Source organism: Proteus sp. CD3, assembly GCF_008808075.1.
GTDB classification, from domain to species: Bacteria; Pseudomonadota; Gammaproteobacteria; order Enterobacterales; family Enterobacteriaceae; genus Proteus; species Proteus appendicitidis.
In genome coordinates, this window is sequence record NZ_CP019686.1 from 3796650 (window position 1) to 3814774 (window position 18125).

18 protein-coding genes are annotated in these 18125 nt (G+C 38.9%); 10 read left to right on the forward strand and 8 right to left on the reverse strand.

Annotated features, from left to right (window positions below; genetic code table 11):
• Positions 1-35: 35 nt before the first annotated feature.
• From pepT to asd, 3 genes are all read right to left on the reverse strand, one after another.
• Positions 36-1271: a peptidase T gene (gene pepT, locus BTA34_RS16900; protein ID WP_151436539.1), complete on the reverse strand. Its 1236-nt coding sequence runs from the start codon at positions 1269-1271 to the stop codon at positions 36-38.
• Positions 1272-1312: 41 nt separating this feature from the next.
• Positions 1313-2860, reverse strand: a complete 1548-nt coding sequence (locus BTA34_RS16905; RefSeq protein WP_151436540.1) for an AbgT family transporter — start codon at positions 2858-2860, stop codon at positions 1313-1315.
• A 448-nt stretch (positions 2861-3308) separates the two neighbouring features.
• Positions 3309-4415, reverse strand: a complete 1107-nt coding sequence (asd, locus tag BTA34_RS16910; protein ID WP_151436541.1) for an aspartate-semialdehyde dehydrogenase — start codon at positions 4413-4415, stop codon at positions 3309-3311.
• A gap of 465 nt (positions 4416-4880) precedes the next feature.
• Here asd and BTA34_RS16915 point away from each other — a divergent pair, with 465 nt between their 5' ends.
• Entirely contained in the window at positions 4881-5450 is a 570-nt protein-coding gene (locus BTA34_RS16915; RefSeq protein WP_151436542.1) for a class I SAM-dependent methyltransferase, read from the forward strand.
• A gap of 55 nt (positions 5451-5505) precedes the next feature.
• Here the strand turns inward: BTA34_RS16915 and BTA34_RS16920 are convergent, their stop codons facing one another.
• On the reverse strand, positions 5506-6993 hold the full coding sequence (locus BTA34_RS16920) for a PLP-dependent aminotransferase family protein (protein ID WP_151436543.1): 1488 nt from the start codon (positions 6991-6993) through the stop codon (positions 5506-5508).
• A 127-nt stretch (positions 6994-7120) separates the two neighbouring features.
• Here BTA34_RS16920 and BTA34_RS16925 point away from each other — a divergent pair, with 127 nt between their 5' ends.
• Entirely contained in the window at positions 7121-7579 is a 459-nt protein-coding gene (locus tag BTA34_RS16925) for a GNAT family N-acetyltransferase (RefSeq protein WP_151436544.1), read from the forward strand.
• Positions 7580-7988: 409 nt separating this feature from the next.
• Positions 7989-8888, forward strand: a complete 900-nt coding sequence (gene murQ, locus BTA34_RS16930) for an N-acetylmuramic acid 6-phosphate etherase (protein WP_151436545.1) — start codon at positions 7989-7991, stop codon at positions 8886-8888.
• Positions 8889-8961: 73 nt separating this feature from the next.
• Here murQ and BTA34_RS16935 read toward each other — a convergent pair whose 3' ends face one another.
• Entirely contained in the window at positions 8962-9825 is an 864-nt protein-coding gene (locus BTA34_RS16935) for a YicC/YloC family endoribonuclease (protein WP_151436546.1), read from the reverse strand.
• Positions 9826-9951: 126 nt separating this feature from the next.
• Here BTA34_RS16935 and rph point away from each other — a divergent pair, with 126 nt between their 5' ends.
• Together rph and pyrE are read left to right on the forward strand one after the other, a co-directional pair.
• Positions 9952-10668, forward strand: a complete 717-nt coding sequence (rph, locus tag BTA34_RS16940; RefSeq protein WP_151436794.1) for a ribonuclease PH — start codon at positions 9952-9954, stop codon at positions 10666-10668.
• 81 nt (positions 10669-10749) lie between these two features.
• Positions 10750-11394: an orotate phosphoribosyltransferase gene (pyrE, locus tag BTA34_RS16945; RefSeq protein ID WP_099073912.1), complete on the forward strand. Its 645-nt coding sequence runs from the start codon at positions 10750-10752 to the stop codon at positions 11392-11394.
• A 308-nt stretch (positions 11395-11702) separates the two neighbouring features.
• Here the strand turns inward: pyrE and slmA are convergent, their stop codons facing one another.
• The 3 genes from slmA to coaBC all read right to left on the reverse strand — a co-directional run bounded on the left by slmA (position 11703) and on the right by coaBC (position 14071).
• Entirely contained in the window at positions 11703-12305 is a 603-nt protein-coding gene (slmA, locus tag BTA34_RS16950; RefSeq protein ID WP_151436547.1) for a nucleoid occlusion factor SlmA, read from the reverse strand.
• Positions 12306-12417: 112 nt separating this feature from the next.
• Positions 12418-12876 (reverse strand): dUTP diphosphatase, encoded by a 459-nt coding sequence (gene dut / locus BTA34_RS16955; protein ID WP_006534255.1) that lies wholly within the window; start codon positions 12874-12876, stop codon positions 12418-12420.
• Positions 12860-14071 carry a bifunctional phosphopantothenoylcysteine decarboxylase/phosphopantothenate--cysteine ligase CoaBC gene (coaBC, locus tag BTA34_RS16960; RefSeq protein WP_151436548.1) on the reverse strand — a complete coding sequence of 404 codons (1212 nt, stop codon included), beginning with the start codon at positions 14069-14071 and terminating at the stop codon, positions 12860-12862. The genes dut and coaBC overlap by 17 nt, the downstream gene beginning before the upstream one ends.
• A gap of 302 nt (positions 14072-14373) precedes the next feature.
• Here coaBC and radC point away from each other — a divergent pair, with 302 nt between their 5' ends.
• The 5 genes from radC (at position 14374) to BTA34_RS16990 (ending at position 18125) form a co-directional block, all read left to right on the forward strand.
• Complete coding sequence (radC, locus tag BTA34_RS16965; protein ID WP_151436549.1) at positions 14374-15045, forward strand: RadC family protein; 672 nt, start codon at positions 14374-14376, stop codon at positions 15043-15045.
• A 247-nt stretch (positions 15046-15292) separates the two neighbouring features.
• Positions 15293-15529, forward strand: a complete 237-nt coding sequence (gene rpmB / locus BTA34_RS16975; RefSeq protein WP_036914542.1) for a 50S ribosomal protein L28 — start codon at positions 15293-15295, stop codon at positions 15527-15529.
• A gap of 11 nt (positions 15530-15540) precedes the next feature.
• Positions 15541-15708: a 50S ribosomal protein L33 gene (gene rpmG / locus BTA34_RS16980; protein ID WP_006534250.1), complete on the forward strand. Its 168-nt coding sequence runs from the start codon at positions 15541-15543 to the stop codon at positions 15706-15708.
• A 149-nt stretch (positions 15709-15857) separates the two neighbouring features.
• Positions 15858-16985 carry a glycosyltransferase family 4 protein gene (locus tag BTA34_RS16985; protein ID WP_151436550.1) on the forward strand — a complete coding sequence of 376 codons (1128 nt, stop codon included), beginning with the start codon at positions 15858-15860 and terminating at the stop codon, positions 16983-16985.
• A 138-nt stretch (positions 16986-17123) separates the two neighbouring features.
• Positions 17124-18125, forward strand: a complete 1002-nt coding sequence (locus BTA34_RS16990) for a glycosyltransferase family 9 protein (RefSeq protein WP_151436551.1) — start codon at positions 17124-17126, stop codon at positions 18123-18125.

The window sequence follows — 18125 nt, forward strand, 5'->3', positions numbered from 1 at the left end:
TGGCTCCGCTTTTTTGTTGGCTACAACAATCACGTTTATCCGCGTTGACCGACCAAACGGCACAGCATTTCTGTCACTAAATAACTCTTTTCAAAGGAGCTAACAGGTAAAAATTCAAAACGAGAGTGGAAATTCAACGCACCTGTAAAATAGTTAGGTGTGAGCAAGCCTCGTGCTGAAAGTGCAGAGCCATCTGTACCTCCTCGCATTGGGATCACATTAGGTTGAATATCTAATTGTTTTAATGCTTCAAAAATAAGTTCGATAGCGGTGCGATCTTCCCCAATTGAATCACTGATATTGCTATACACATCGACAATCTCATAGTCGATTTGCGCACGAGGGTGGCGAGCTTGGATCAAAGCAACAGACTGTTTAATAAACTGTTTGCGAGCTTCATAACTCTGCTTGTCAAAATCACGAATAGCCATTTTGATGACCGCATTATCAGGATTGGCGATTAAATCAGTGACATAGAAATAACCTTCACGGTGCTCGGTGTGCTCGGGGGTATCAAAACGGTCAAAACAGCCAATAAAATCATGAGCAACACGAATTGGATTTAATAATACGTTTTTCGCAGACATTGGGTGTGCAGTCACACCTTTTACAGACACGTTAATTGATGCCGCATTAAAGGTTTCATACACAACTTCTCCTAATGCACAGCAATCAATGGTGTAAGCAAAATCAACGTTGAAGCGAGATAAATCCATCAGTTTTGAACCGCGCAATCCAATCTCTTCATCAGGGACAAACGCAACATAGATATCGCCACAATCAAAATCAGCATGTTGAAGTTTATCCATTAACTCCATAACAACGGTGATCGCCGCTTTATTATCAGCGCCTAATACGCTTGTACCATCACTAAAGATAATCTCTTCACCAATATAAGGCTCGGCTTCAGGGTGCTCTTGCGCTTTAAACCAGATATCCTTCTCTTTATTTAAGCAGAGATCTTTCCCTTCATAACGCAGTGTTTGTGGGTGAATATCAGGTGAAATACCGACATCAACCGTATCAAGATGAGCAACAAATCCAACTTTAGGGGCATTGGGTTTAGTACCTGGTCTCATTGTATATAAAATGGCATGAGAATCGATATAGATATCTTTTAGCCCATAAGTTTCCAACTCTTTAGCCAGTAACTTTGCTAACTCAAGTTGCCCTTGCGTACTGGGTACCACAGAAGCTGATGCATCACTTTGGCTTTCAATTGCCAGATAACGGAAGAAACGCTGTTCTAACTTTTGACCTAGGGTGTTCATTATCATCTTGTTCCTAATACAGTTATTTTTATAAGTGTGAGTTATGATGCTGGTTGCCATGTATATCCACTGTCAAAACCGAGAGGAATATCGAGTCCCCAGAAGATAAACAGTGTCGCCGTTAATACAATAAGCAAGCCAATAGTGAAAGGGATCATCATGGAGCACAATGTACCGATACCCGCCCCTTTATAGTATTTTTGGCAATACATCAAAATCAGTGGGTAGAATGGGAACATCGGTGTACTCACATTCATTGCGGAATCACTGACACGGAACGCAGCTTGGGTTAATTCAGGTGAAATTCCGACAGCCATTAACATTGGCACTAATACTGGTGCAATCACAGCCCATTTTGATGTTGCTGAGGTGATCATGATATTTAAAATCGCAGTCAGCAAAATGACACCTAATACCGTCATACCTGAAGGCATATTAAGTGTACGCAGTAACTCTGCACCTGATAATGCTAATAAAGTTCCTAAATTTGAGTGTTGGAAAGAGTAAAGGAACTGAGCAGCAAAAAAGGCAAAAACGATAAATGGGATCAACGAGTTAGTGATATTTTCCATTGCTTTGACAATATCTTTTGTGGAAGCAAAAGACTTGGTCATATAGCCATAGATTAAACCGGGTACAGAGAAGAAGATAAACAGTAAAGGTACCACAATTTGCATAATTGGGGCTTTAGGGCTGGTTAAACTGCCTTCTGGTGAACGTAATGGTGAGGTTTCTGGTAATAACAGTGCAAATAAACCAATCCCCATTAGCACCACTGCCCAACCCGCAAAACGGAATGCTCGTTTTTCTGTTGGTGTAATTTCACCTAACTCTGCATCTTTGGTATCAATACCAGAAGAGACAGGGCAGTTTTTATTTAACCAAGGCTCGACAATTTTTTCAGTGATATACCAACAAGTTAAAATAACGCCAAATGTTCCACCTACGCTAAAAAAGTAGTTACATAAAACGTTAACGCTATATCCCGGAGCCATAATTTGCGCCGCTTCCTGAGTAAAGCTTTGCATTATTGGGTCAATAATTGACGGTGTATAACTTGCTGTAAATCCACCCGCCAAACCTGCAAATGAGGCCGCGATACCTGCTAAAGGATGACGACCACTGGCATAGAACATCATCGCAGAGACGGGCATAAGAATAACGTAAGCAGAGTCGGAAGCTAAGTGCGCAACAATACCAACAAACACAACTGTTGGTGTCAGCATTTTAGGAGAAATAAACGAAAGCATTTTTTTTAGAGCCGTTTTAATAAAACCACTGCTTTCTGCAATACCAATTCCTAATGTTGCAACAATCGTTATTCCAAGTGGAGGAAAGCTAATGAAATTTTTCACCGCACTTGTCACAAATAATATGATCTCTTCATATTGAAACATATTAATAACGGCGATTTTCTCTTTAGTCACTGGGTGGAAATAATCAAAATGAACAAAAGAGAGGAAGAATGAAAATATCCAGCAGATCACTAAGGCGTAAACGAACAACATAGTAACATCAGGCATGATATTGCCAATGCGTTCGACTCGGTTTAAAAAACCTTTTTTATTGGGTTGTGTTTGCGTTGTCATATTTATAATGCATCTTTTTATAAAAGTAATAAAAATCACCTTAAATAAATGACAATAAAAAGTAAATTTATTTTTAAATAATAAGTAGTTACCGCAGTTTCTATAAAATAAATAATATATTAGAAATTATTATATTTAAATGTTTGTCATCATTACTTTTAGTTGTTAAAAAATAATTTATTTATTTTCACACTCTGTTTTGAATAAAAAGAGGTGGATTATGCTGAATAATCTGCCTGAATTCTTTAGCGTTATTTTTGAAACTATTGTAGAAAATATATTTTATACCGAGTCATAAAATTAAAATAAATAAAATATGAAAAATTCAAAAAAATTTTATGAGAAAAAGAAGGGATGAGAAATAAAAAATAAAGCTAATGATTATTTAGAATAAGAATATCAACCATTTTCATTTTCTAAAAATGGTCGATATTCTAAATAACTCATATTAACGCAGAATATTCAGCATACGACGTAAAGGCTCTGCGGCACCCCATAACAGTTGGTCACCCACTGTAAAGGCTGAAATAAATTCAGGGCCCATATTCAGTTTACGAATACGACCTACTGGTGTGCTCAATGTACCTGTGACTGCTGCTGGTGTTAATTCACGCATAGTTAATTCACGATCATTAGGGATGACTTTTACCCAATCATTATGGTTTGCGAGTAGCTGTTCAATCTCTGCAACAGGTAAGTCTTTTTTCAGTTTTAAGGTGAATGCTTGACTATGGCAACGTAATGCACCAATACGAACACAAAGACCATCCACAGGAATGATATTAGAGCCTGTATTTAAGATCTTGTTAGTTTCAGCTTGCCCTTTCCACTCTTCGCGGCTTTGACCGTTTTCTAGTTGTTTATCAATCCAAGGGATCAAGCTACCCGCAAGAGGAACACCAAATTGTTCGGTAGGCATTGTGCCACTGCGCGTAAAGTTAGTGACTTTACGTTCAATATCTAAGATTGCAGAGGCTGGGTTTTCTAGCTCTTTAACCACTTGATTATGTAAAGAGCCCATCTGTGACAGTAACTCTCTCATATGGCGAGCGCCCGCCCCAGAAGCTGCTTGATAAGTCGATACGCTTGCCCATTCCACTAAATTGTTAGCAAACAGACCACCTAATGACATTAGCATTAAACTGACGGTGCAGTTACCACCGACAAAGGCTTTAATGCCTTTATTTAAGCTGTCTTGAATATGTTGTCCATTAACAGGATCGAGAATAATAACGGCATCATCATTCATACGTAATGCTGATGCGGCATCAATCCAGTAACCTTGCCAACCGGCTTGACGCAGTTTTGGATAGATTTCATTGGTGTAGTCACCACCTTGGCAACTAATGATAATATCGAGTGATGCTAAGGTATCAATGTCATAAGCATCTTGCAGAGTGCTACGGTGGTTACCATAAGCGGGTGCTGCTTCACCTAATTGAGATGTGGTGAAGAAAACAGGGTTTATCCCATCAAAATCACGTTCTTCAACCATTCTTTGCATTAAAACGGAGCCGACCATACCACGCCAGCCCACAAAACCAACATTTTTCATTGTAATTACCCTGTCTTTATCTGTAGGAATAGTGAGAGACCTCACACTAACCTGACAAAATATAGAGATAGGTGCAAGTTAATTTATTGATTATTTACCAAAGAATTAGAAGTGTTTCTTATAGTCTTCGTAGAGTTAACAAAAGACAACTACAGAACGAACAAATATCAATGAGTTGTTAAAAAGAACCAAACATAAAAGTGTAAGAATATTCTGCTATATCTTATTTTCTTTTTTAGGATAAATAAAAATATATTCTTGTTTAAGAAAATAGAGTAAAAATAGGAAAATGTAAAATAATGTAATATATAAGAAAAACGTATTTACTTAGAGATGCCTTCGCGCTTTATACTGAAAGTCGTTATTCACTGGATGATGTATTTTCATAAATAAAAATAATGATGAACATTCTTCATTTAATCTAAATATTATTTTACCTTAATTAAAAGGCACTAGGAGGCGAAGATGGATATATCCACATTCATTCCATTATCTACATACTACTCATATTTAAAACGGTTTGTGATCTCACCAACCACGATGGGTACTATTGCGCCTTCATCTCGTTGGTTATGTTATGAAATGTTAGATAAACTCAATTGGCAACAGGATCTTCAGGTTGCTGAGTTAGGTGCTGGCACAGGTGTTATTACTCAACAGATCTTAAAAAGAATGTCGATAAATTCATCATTAGATGTTTTTGAAATAGAACCCAGTTTTGCGACAGAATTAGATAAAATTAATGATAATCGATTAAGGGTTTATGCTGCATCGGCAGAGAAATTAAATAGTCATTATAATATGATTATTTCAGGGCTACCTTTTTTATCTATTCCTAAAAAAACAGGTTTAAGAGTTTTAAAAAGAGTGCATAACGAGTTATTAAAAACCCAAGGTTGTTTTGTATTATTCCAATATACAACTCGATATGAAAAAACGTTATCTCGTTATTTTCATTTAGAAAAAAAATTAGTTATGCGAAATGTTCCTCCTGCTTGGGTTTATTATTGTACGCCAAAACATAAAATAGGGTAAATACAAAGCTTGCTCGACGTTTATAGGGTAAATAAAAACTAAGAATAAATGTTATTTATTTAGATAATGCTTGAGCAAGCAAAATAATACTCTTTTCAATTTCAATAGGATCATGAGCTGCATATCCTAATAATACGCCTTGTTTCGGGTAAGTTTGAATGCAATAACGAGATAAAGGCTGTATGGCTAATCCAATTTCTCGTGATTTTTTTACAATATATTCTTCTGTATATCCAGCCTGTAGCCAGCAGACAATATGGATACCTGAGTCTGTTGGTTCAACACAGAAAACCTGAGATAAATGTGTTTTTATGGCATTAGTTAACACTTGATAGCGTTCATAGCAGGCTTTTCGTATTCGTCTAACATGGCGTGCATAATGCCCTTGAGAAATAAACAGCGCTAAAGTTGCTTGTTCTAAAAAGCCAGAATGTGAATCGGTATAATATTTAGCCGCTTTAAATGCATCAACTAAAGGTAAAGGAACGACTAAAAAGCCTAAACGAAATCCGGGATACATCATTTTTGAGAATGTACCGGCATAAATAACGCGCTGATATTTATCTAAACCTTGTAGCGATTGAATGGGTTTAGAGTGATAGCGAAATTCACTATTGTAGTCATCTTCGAAGATCCACACATTATTGGATGATGCCCACTCTAATAACGCAATACGGCGTGAAAGTGAGAGGGTATTACCTAAAGGAAATTGATGCGAAGGTGTTGTAAAAACAAGTTTTGCTTCAGGGCATTGCTCTATTCCTTGAGAAATATCCATTCCATCAATATCTGAGCTGATTGGGTGCGATTTTATCCCATAAGATGCGAAGATCCCGCGTGCGCTGTCATAGCCAGGATCATCTAACCAAACAGTATCACCTTCTTTTAATAACACTCTGGCGGTGAGATTAATCGCTTGCTGTGTTCCATTTACAATAATGATTTGTTCAGGTTGGCAATAAAGACCCCGAGTTGATTGCATATATTGGCATATCATCTCTTTTAATGGTGTATAGCCAGTTGGCGAATTAAAGGTTGCGAGTGCTTTTTTTGATTGCCGCCAAACTCGTCCTAATAACCTTCCCCAAAGTTCATGTGGAAAAAGATCAACACAGCCAATACCAACATGAAATATCGGATTACTATTGATATTCGGTTGCGATTGTTGCCAAAAAGCCTGTGCTTTTTGCATATTCGGATTTAGCGTTTCTAAGGGGCTTTCAATTGACGGTAAGGAAGTTGAGTCGGTCGTTTTAAACCATGTATCTGAAATAATGGCATCAGGGATTGTGCTCGCAACAAAAGTACCCGCACCGCGTCGAGTAAATAAATAACCTTCATCAACTAAACGTTCAAACCCGGCAATAACAGAATTACGGGAAATCGACATCATTTCAGCTAAGGTGCGGCTTGATGGTAGACGACTACCTGATGTTAAGCGCCCATCTAAAATAGCCTTTCTGATCGCGTGATAAACCTGAGAGCCAATAGGCCCTTCTTCTAAAACAAGGTTAGGGAAATAAGCTGTTTTTTTCTGTTTCATAAAGTGGACCCTATAAAAACACAAAAAGTGTACCTTATTGAGAGCCAAAATTAAACGTACCATGACCACGATTAAAGGCAGGTGACAACTTGTTATAGCATTTATAAAAGTAGAAGGAAGTGAAGAGATGAGCACAACACCAATAACTGTTTCAATTCAGTTTGTTGAGCAAGAGCATTATGCTCAATGGTTGCCGCATTGGTTAAATTACCAAACATTTTATAAAGTTGAGTTATCAGAAGAAATTACATTAAAAACATGGGCGCGTTTCTTTGACGAAAAAGAGCCTGTTTATTGTGCCATCGCGATGGAAGGTAAAAAGGTATTGGGCTTTGTTCACTATCTTTTTCATCGCTCAACATGGGCTGAAAGTGATTTCTGTTATTTAGAAGATTTATTTGTTTCACCAGATACGCGTGGTCGCCATGTGGGTAAGCAACTTATTGAGTTCGTTAATCAACAAGCAAAACAGCGTAATTGCGCTCGTTTATATTGGCATACGCAGGAAACCAACTTACGCGGTCAACGTTTATATAACTGGGTGGCAGAAAAACCGGGTGTGATTGAATACCGCATGGCGCTGTAAAAGAACATTAGGTAAGACAGATAGGGTATAAAAGAGATGGCAAGATTTACCTTCTCTTTTCTGAGTTAGGGTTATTTATTAGATTTAATTTGGGTTAATTAAACGCTTGTTGGCAATAGAACTCATTGCCAACTTTTTTTGCTTCTTCACAAGCCTACAATTGTGCATTGTGATTTAGTGCTTCTGCACGGATTTGTTCAAACTCTTTTTTCTTATTCTTTAAAAATTAGCATGCAAAGAAGAATGAGAAGAAAAGGGTCATTAAACTGATAAAGGTCGAAATAGATTTAGTCAATATCATGTAGAGTATCATTTGTAATGATTTTGAAAATCTTAACAATAATAATAGTATAAAAGCAGTTTATTTCTTCGACTTAATCAAACAAATAACAATATTGGGAGCGCGATAATGGCGATTGACCTGAGCAATCTTGTCACTGAAAGTAGAAACCATCACAGTGAAAATATAGACACACTTTCAACATTAGATATGCTAAAAGTCATCAATAGTGAAGATAAAAAAGTGCCATTAGCCGTCGAGAAAGTGTTACCTGAAATTGCCCAATTAGTTGATAAAGTTGCAATTGCTTTTTCTCAAGATGGTCGCCTTATTTATTGCGGAGCAGGTACATCGGGCCGATTAGGGATTTTAGATGCTAGTGAATGTCCACCAACCTATGGTACACCTCATGAAATGGTGATTGGTTTAATTGCGGGTGGACACAAGGCTATTTTACAAGCTGTCGAGAACGCAGAAGATAATACTCAATTAGGTGAACAAGATTTACGCCAACTTAATTTTAATGAACAAGATGTATTAGTGGGTATTGCCGCAAGTGGCAGAACCCCTTATGTCATTGGTGCTTTAAAGTATGCAAAATCATTAGGGGCGACAACAGGTGCAATTAGCTGTAATCCTGAAAGCCCTATTGCACAAATTGCGGATATCGCTATTACACCGATTGTGGGAGCCGAAGTGGTCACAGGATCATCACGTATGAAAGCGGGCACAGCACAAAAGCTTATCTTAAATATGATAACAACGGCTGCGATGATAAAAATTGGCAAAGTGTTTGGTAATTTGATGGTCGATGTTGAAGCCACCAATGCCAAGCTTGTTGAGCGTCAAATTCGTATTGTGATGCAAGCAACGGAGTGTGAAAGATCTATCGCTGAAGAAGCATTATCACAATGTCAGCGCCACTGTAAAACGGCAATTTTGATGATTTTAGCAGGGGTAGATGCACTTCAAGCCGCGCAGATGCTTAATCAAAATAAAGGATTTATTAGAAAGGCGTTGGGTGAGTGATGAGTATTTATAAAAAGCCAGCTAATACACGGTATCGGCTGGCTTAATGATGGCTGTAAACAGCTAAGAAATCTTACTCAATATTTTGGATCTGCTCGCGCATTTGTTCAATTAAAACTTTTAATTCAATCGCTGAATTAGTGACTTCAGTATTAATTGATTTCGAAGCTAATGTGTTGGATTCACGGTTAAATTCTTGCATCATAAAATCAAGGCGACGACCTACCGCTTCTTTTTTAACGAGAATTTTGCGTGTTTCTTTAACGTGGGCTTCTAATCTATCCAACTCTTCAGCAACGTCTAAGCGTTGTGCTAACATCACTAACTCTTGCTCTAAACGATTATTATCGATTTGAACCTGCGCTTCTTCTAATTTGCTGGTTAAGCGTTCACGTTGCCATTGTAAAATTTCTGGCATTTGAGTTCTTACTTTAACTACTTCTGCGCTAACCGCATCTAAGCGTTGCTCGATAAGTGCTTTGAGTGATTGTCCTTCAGCTTCGCGGCTTGCAATAAAAGCATCGATTGCTAGATCTAATTCAGCTAAAAGCTCTGTGCCAATTGCATCTAAGTCTTGCTCTTGTGCTGAAATCACACCCGGCCAACGTAAAATATCAAACGGGCTGATAGTGCCTTCATGGCTATGACTTTTTACCCAATTTGCAGAAACAATCAGTTGTTTTGCCAGATTTTCATCAAGATTCAGTTCACCTTGAAAGCGAGCATTAAGATCAAAACGTAAGTTACATTCAATTTTACCGCGCGTTAAGCGATTACGTAGACGTTCACGAATAACAGGCTCTAAACTACGTAATTGTTCAGGTAAACGAATATAAGTTTCAAGGTAACGTTGGTTAACGGAACGCAGTTCCCATGCAGCGCTACCCCAATCTTTTTTGATGTCTCGGCGAGCAAAAGCGGTCATGCTACGGATCATAATAGGGTCTCAATAATGTAAAAGATAAGACGATTATAACCCTATGCATCAATACAAGGATAGGCATAAGCCATTTTAGGTCGTATAATGCGCCCCCAATATGTCAGAGAAAGCGGAGATAACACTATGCGTCCAGCAGACAGACAAGCAAACCAAGTACGCCCTATTACCATTACTCGCCACTATACAAAACATGCTGAAGGTTCTGTATTAGTCGAATTTGGTGATACTAAAGTCTTGTGTAATGCCACTGTAGAAGACGGTGTACCTCGTTTTCTGAAAGGACAAGGGCAAGGATGGGTGACCGCAGAATACGGCATGCTTCCTCGCGCAACAAATAGTCGTAATGCTCGTGAAGCGGCTCGCGGTAAACAAACGGGTCGTACTATGGAGATCCAGCGTTTAATCGCTCGCTCATTACGTGCCGCGGTTGATTTGAAAGCATTAGGTGAATTTACCATCACTGTCGATTGTGATGTTATTCAAGCTGATGGTGGTACACGCACAGCATCTATTTCTGGTGCTTGTGTCGCGTTAGTTGATGCATTAAATAAAATGGTTGAAGACGGTAAACTGAAAAAAAGCCCTCTAAAATCAATGGTAGCTGCAGTTTCTGTGGGTATTGTTGATGGTGAACCATTATGTGACCTTGAATATGTTGAAGATTCAGCTGCAGAAACAGACATGAATGTGGTGATGATCGATGATGGTCGTATGATTGAAGTTCAAGGTACGGCAGAAGGCGCACCATTTAGCCATGAAGAATTACTTGCTTTACTCGCCCTTGCGAAGGGGGGATTAGAGAAAATATTTGAAGCGCAAAAAGAGGCGCTTAAGCAATAAATTCTATTTTTAAAGGCGACTGAGAAGTCGCCTTTTTTATGCCTAAAATTTGTCATCAAGTAACGTAGAGAGGAGAAAGAAATGAAAGCCTACCAACGCCGCTTTATCGAACTAGCATTAGCAAAAAATGTCCTGAAATTTGGTGAGTTCACACTGAAATCAGGAAGGGTGAGTCCTTACTTTTTTAATGCCGGTTTATTTAATACAGGGCGTGATTTGGCTTTGCTGGGGCAGTTCTATGCGCAAACATTATTAGATAATAATGTGTCTTGTGATGTGTTGTTTGGACCCGCTTATAAAGGGATCCCTATTGCCACTACAACGGCAGTCGCATTGGTTGAACATCATGATATCGATATCCCTTACTGTTTTAATCGCAAAGAGGCTAAAGATCATGGTGAAGGAGGAACATTAGTAGGAAGCCCCTTGAAAGGTAATGTAGTAATTGTTGATGATGTCATTACAGCAGGTACTGCAATTCGTGAGTCAATGGAAATCATCAAACAGCATGATGCAACGCTTTCTGCGGTGTTATTAAGTTTGGATAGACAAGAGAAAGGGCGAGAAGAACTTTCTGCGATACAAGAGTTAAAGCGTGACTATCAATGCCAAGTGTATTCGATTATTACTTTGGATGATTTAATTAGCTACCTCAGTGAGAGTGAGACTCTGTCTGAGCATTTACCTGCAGTTAAAGCTTATCGTGAGCGCTATGGTGTGAATTAATAAAGTTAATACGCGATAAACGAGTTGGTCAATTATAGATAAAAAAAAGCCCTCGCCCAATTATGGGCGGGGTGAGTAGTACAATGAATCTTCTGCGACAATTATCACAGATATTGAAATATAAAAAGGACTTTTACAGCAGGGGCAAAGCGAGTCGCTAATGCCACAATGTAGGAACTGCACAAATGCCATTCCTGATAAATATATTTAGGTAACTCTGTACCAGAGGACGCATGTTAACACAAATAAGAAAAAAACGGCATATCTGTAAATTTCAAATTGTTGAGTTAAATCACGAGTCCATCATTTCATTGTAACTGTGCCAAAATTAATGGCCAGCGAGCTTCAAATTCTTGAGTGGGTTGATAGCGAAATTCTGTGCGTACAAAGCGCGCTAGCATACCTTCACAAAAAGCCAGTAATTGTGAAGCTAGCAATGCTTCATCATGTAAGAAGGCATTTCCTTCACGAATTTTACGTTCTTTGATAACTTGTCGAAGCTGGACTTCAATGCGTTCATAAAGTTGGTTTATTCGCCCTTGTAATCTGTCTTGTTCAAACATCAAAGCGTGACCCGTTAAAATACGAGATAGCCCCGGGTTTTTCTCAGCAAAACCGAGGATCAAGATAAGAATTAAGCGAATTCTTGCTACAGTGTCTTTTTCGTCTTTTAAAATCAAATTAATACGGGAGACTAAGCTATCTTCGATAAACTCAATTAAGCTATCAAACATTTTGGTTTTACTTGGAAAATGTCGATAGAGCGCGGCTTCAGATACACCAACCGTGGCGGCAAGCTTCGCTGTTGTAATGCGCTGACTACCGTCACTTGATTCCAACATTTGGGCAAGTGACTGTAAGATTTCATCCCGTCTATTTCTTTTCTTTTTGGTTTCTTTTTCTTCTGCCATGACTGATAAGGCCCCTGCTAAAAGCAAAACAAATCAGTAAACCTTTGCACTAAGGGTTTTAGTGCAAAGGGAGTGATATCGTCATTGATATAATTAATGCAAGACGTCTTTATTATTGGCGGCCGGAGTGACCAAAGCCACCGCTACCACGTTCCGTTGCGGTAAAATCTTCAACAATATTAAATTCAGCTTGAACTACGGGCACGATAATCATTTGAGCAATACGTTCACCTGGTTCGATGGTGAACGCTGTTTGGCCGCGATTCCAAACTGATACCATCAGTTGACCTTGGTAGTCAGAATCGATCAGTCCAACTAAGTTCCCCAAGACAACACCGTGTTTATGACCTAAACCTGAACGAGGAAGCACCATTGCTGCCAATCCTTCATCGGCAATATGTACAGCAAGACCTGTAGGTAATAATTCGGTTTGCCCCGGTTCAAGAACTAATGGTGCATCAAGGCAAGCGCGTAAATCTAAACCAGCAGAGCCTGTTGTGGCATAAGCAGGAAGTGGATATTCTTGACCAATACGTGCATCAAGGATTTTAACATCAATTTTTTTCATCATAATGTTTGGCTATCTCGTCAAGTAGGCGATGGCTAAGTTGTGCTTTACTACTGTGTGGTAAGCGCGTTTCTCCATTAGCCCAAATAAGGTGTAATGCATTGTTGTCACTGTTAAAGCCTTGATTTTCTGCTGAAACATCATTGGCACAGATTAAATCGAGCTGCTTTTGTTCTCGTTTTTTGCGGGCATATTCTTCCACATTCTGTGTTTCAGCTGCAAATCCAACAACAAAAGGACGGTGTTCAACCATTTTTCCAACACTCGCGACAATGTCGGGGTTTTTTACCATAGTGATGGTGACTTCATCACCTTGTTTTTTTATTTTTTCAGTCGCGATAAGTTTAGCGCGGTAATCAGCAACAGCCGCACAACCAATAAAAATATCTTGTGACGGTGCGATTAACATCACTTGTTCATACATTTCTTGTGCGCTTTCAACGTCAATACGTTTAACACAAGCCGGTGTCGGTAATGTGACAGGCCCTGCGATAAGCGTGACATCTGCTCCACGTAATGCGGCTGCATGTGCAATTGCAAACCCCATTTTCCCTGAGCTATGATTGCTGATAAAACGCACGGGATCTAAGGCTTCACGAGTAGGACCTGCGGTTATCGTGATTTTTTTACCTGCAAAGTCTTGTGACTGTAAAGCAAGTTGTTTTTCAGCTAATGCGACGAGTGCTAGAGGATCTAACATTCGCCCCGGCCCTACGTCACCACAAGCTTGACTGCCAGAGTCAGGTCCCCAAATTAAACAGCCCCGTTGTTCTAAAGCTGATAAATTTTCTTGTGTAATTGTGGCTCTGTACATTTGCTGATTCATTGCTGGCGCAATAGCGATAGGTGCGCTACTCGCTAAACAGAGTGTGGTAAGTAAATCATTTGCCATACCCACTCGTAAACGTGCAATAAGGTCGGCAGTAGCGGGTGCAAGTAGAATTAAATCAGCCCATTTGCCTAATTCAATATGCCCCATAGCGGCCTCTGCTGCGGGATCAAGTAAATCATCAGCAACAGGGAAACCAGAAACTGCTTGTAGTGACAAAGGCGTCACAAATGCATGAGCCGCGGGTGTCATTACAACTCGCACAATTGCGCCTTTATCACGTAAACGGCGTACAAGTTCGGGTGCTTTATAGGCCGCAATACCACCACTGATACCAAGAATAATCTTTTTGTCGTGAAGTGTAGTCATGATGAAATGCCTAAGTACATAAATAATTGCCCGTAATTTTACCACAAGGTAATCGTGAATTCGGAATTCTATGTAACTTCATGTTTTATAGATTAAATTTTTGCGATTCATCTCGCATAAATTTGTTATGTGTCTTTTTTATACAAGATTAGCAGTTTATAGTAAATTAACTGTATAAAACAACAGTTGTTTTGCGATTAGCATTTAATGATGAGTAATGTTTCCCCTAAATCCTAATGCTTATGTGAATAAATAAAATAGCTCATTAATACCACTGCCTTTACTTATTAAGGAGTCCACGGATGGAAAATCAATTGAGTAGTGAACTTTTACCTAGAGAAAAACTATTACTTTACGGCGTGGAATCACTCACTGACATTGAGTTATTGGCACTCTTTTTACGCACCGGTACTTATGAAAAATCTGTATTAGAGCTTGCTGCTTTTTTACTTAAAGAGTGTGGTTCTCTTTATCACGTTATTAATGCTGATTATGAAACATTAGGGCGTTTTAAAGGCGTTGGTGTGGGAAAGTTTACCCAGTTGCGAGCTATCAATGAAATGGCTCAGCGTTTTTCTACAACACAATTTATGTATAAAAATGTACTTTCTTCTTCTGAAGACACTAAATATTACCTGCAAAAATTACTTCATTGGCGAGATCGAGAAGTGTTTGTGGTGTTGTTTCTTGATAATCAAAACAAATTGATTGCATTTGAAGAAATGTTTAAAGGAACAATTAACCGAGTAGAGGTTCATCCAAGAGAAATTGTCCGTCAATCGATAAAAAAGAATGCAACATCCATCATTCTTGCTCATAATCACCCCTCTGGTCATTCAGAACCAAGCCTTGCAGATAAACAGTTAACTGAAAAAATTTTTACCGCTTGTCAATTGGTTGGTATAAATGTACTCGATCACCTTGTGATAGGGCATGATAACTGCGTTTCTTTTGCAGAACGTGGTTGGCTATAGCAAATATTTTTGTAATTATTGTCAATCTTTATTTGTACGGGTCTTGAGCGTTGAGGCCATTGGGCGTATACTACGCCACCTTTGAGGATCTTGGGTTTGGCGAGAAGAGCCTATCTCAGCAAGTTTTTTCTGAGGTGTTTACACAGTTTTTCAATCGTTAAAAGTTGCTGAGATGGGCTCCAAAGCCTGACGAGGCGGTCAAACCTGATATTAAAGCTCGAGCTGATTAGATTTTTGGAGAATAGACATGTCCCGAGTCTGCCAAGTTACCGGCAAGCGTCCTGTGAGTGGAAACAACCGCTCTCACGCATTAAACGCGACTAAACGCCGTTTTCTGCCAAACCTGCACTCTCACCGTTTCTGGGTTGAGTCTGAGAAACGTTTCGTAACTCTGCGTGTATCTGCTAAAGGTATGCGTGTGATTGATAAGAAAGGCATCGAATCTGTATTAGCAGATTTACGTGCCCGTGGTGAGAAGTTCTAAGGAGCTGAAAAATGGCTAAAGGTATTCGCGAGAAAATTAAACTCGTTTCTTCTGCTGGTACAGGTCACTTCTATACCACTACGAAGAACAAACGCACTATGCCAGAAAAACTGGAAATGAAAAAATTCGATCCAGTTGTTCGTCAACATGTGCTTTATAAAGAAGCTAAAATTAAATAATTTTAGTTTTCTTAAAAAACCCGACCTTAGTGTCGGGTTTTTTGTTATCTGGAGTCTGCTAAGTATAACAAAGTAAAGCTATTGTGATCTTCGCTTGCTCTTTAGTTATACTATGGCTCTTTTAAAATCATCAGATGAATGGATTGCGGATGAGTAAGTCAGTATTATCAATATTACATACAGAATCATCTTGTGGGTGGGGTGGTCAGGAAATTCGTATACTGACGGAATCTCAGGGCATGATCCGCAGAGGGCACCGAGTTGCATTAGTGTGCTGTCCTACATCCAAAATTGCTAAAGCAGCTCCTGATTATGGTATTGAAGTTTTCACATTACCGATTGAAAAAAAACGTGGTTCAGCATTAAAAGCACTTCGCCAATGGCTGAAACTGCATCGTCACCAATTTGATGTTATCAATACCCATAGTTCAACTGATGCATGGTTAGTTGCCGCTTCTTGTGCCACATTACGCCATTCACCCGTAGTTGTTCGAACTCGTCATGTTTCTACGGATGTTTCACGCTCCTTACCAACACGATGGCTTTATCTTTCATCTTGTGCGCATGTCGTGACAACAGGTGAGAAATTACGCCAGACACTCCATCAGCATAATAAATTTCCATTAGAAAAAATGACATCAGTTCCTACAGGAATTGATTTGCAACGTTTTTTTCCACAAGATAAACAAAAAGCTAGAGAGAAAATTGGAATACCAAATAAACCGACATTAGGTATTGTTGCGACTATGCGGGTGTGGAAGGGACATAAATATTTAGTAGAAGCATGGAAATCATTGCATCAGCAGTTTCCCGGTTGGCAATTAATTTTTGTTGGTGACGGACCTCAACGTAAAAATTTAGAACCCATGGTTAAAGAAGCGGGATTAGAACAAAGTATCTTCTTCCTTGGTAATCGTAATGATGTGCCTGATTGTTTAAATGCAATGGATCTCTTTGCATTACCCTCTTTTGGTAATGAAGGTGTACCGCAAGGTATTATGCAAGCAATGGCATGTGGTTTACCTGTTGTGTCAACGACGGTTGGAGCAATTAGTGAAGCCGTTATTGATGGTAAAACAGGCTTTACATTAGTACCGCAAGAACAAGAATTATTAACCAGTCATTTAGCCAAATTAATGAGCTTAGATGAATTGCGTGAACAGATGGGAAAAGCCGCGCTTGAACATACCATTTCACGATTTGGTTTAGATAATATGTTAGATAAGATGGAAAGGATCTTTATTCAGGCAATCAACGATAAAAATAAATCAGTATGATTAATGTTGATAATAAAGTCGTGAAACGATTATCTCTATTATCAACTTGGTGTATTCATCTTATTGATGAATATTTGTAATACTTTTTAGTGTATAGTCTGAGAAGTAAATGTATCATTTAAGCCAAATAAAAAGCATATGGATCCAAAAAATATATTGGTTATAGCGGTAGCGCGTTTTGGTGATACATTACTTATCACTCCCGTTATTCATGCCTTAAAACAGCGCTGGCCCAATGCTCATATTCATGTATTTGCACATAAGCGTAGCGCATGTATTCTTGAGCATAACCCTGATATTGATAGTATTAGACATTTTTCTAAAAAAAGAGCGGTTTGGACAGGTTGGTTACCTCATAAGCCTTATGACTTGGCTTTGGTGTACGGCAATGATAGTGAGCTGGTGAACTATGCTCGTCGCCAATCTCATCATACCGTTGCTTTTGCTGATATTTCTCAGCAGCAAGGTAATGTGACTTGGGTTGCGCGCCCCAAGTCGCCGATGGTGGCACAAAAAGAACGTGCCTTATTAATTAATGCATTAGGGATTTATCCGAGTTGTTGGCAATTACGTTACTTTGTCAATGATGAAGAAGCGACTTTCGCACAACAGTTTTTAAAAGATAATTCATTAATTAATAAGAATATTATTGGTTTTCAACTGCAAAGTTTTCCGGCTAAAGCCTATCGGGATTGGCCTGTGGAAAATTTTCTACAATTAGCAAAACAGATTATTACCCATGACGCGAGTACGTACTTTTTGCTATTAGGTAGTAAGGAAAGCGAACAATTATCGATTGATTTAGCTAAAAAAATTGGTGAGCAGCATTGTTTAGCCTTAGCGGGTCGAGTTTCAATGCGACAAAATGCGGCAATTATGGCGAATCTATCGCTTTATGTAGGGGTAGATACAGGACCTACACATTTAGCTGGGGCTTTAGATATCCCAATGGTGGCGTTATATCATAGTTATCATCCAGGGTGTTATTTAGCGCCATTACAGCATTCTTGTTGTCAGGTTATCCAACATCCAACGTCGTTGGAAAATGCCCACCGTGAAGATAATATGGCTGAAATCTCGGTTGAGAATGTGTGGAATGCGGTAAGTAATATTATGAATGGAATGAAGGTGAAAAAGTAA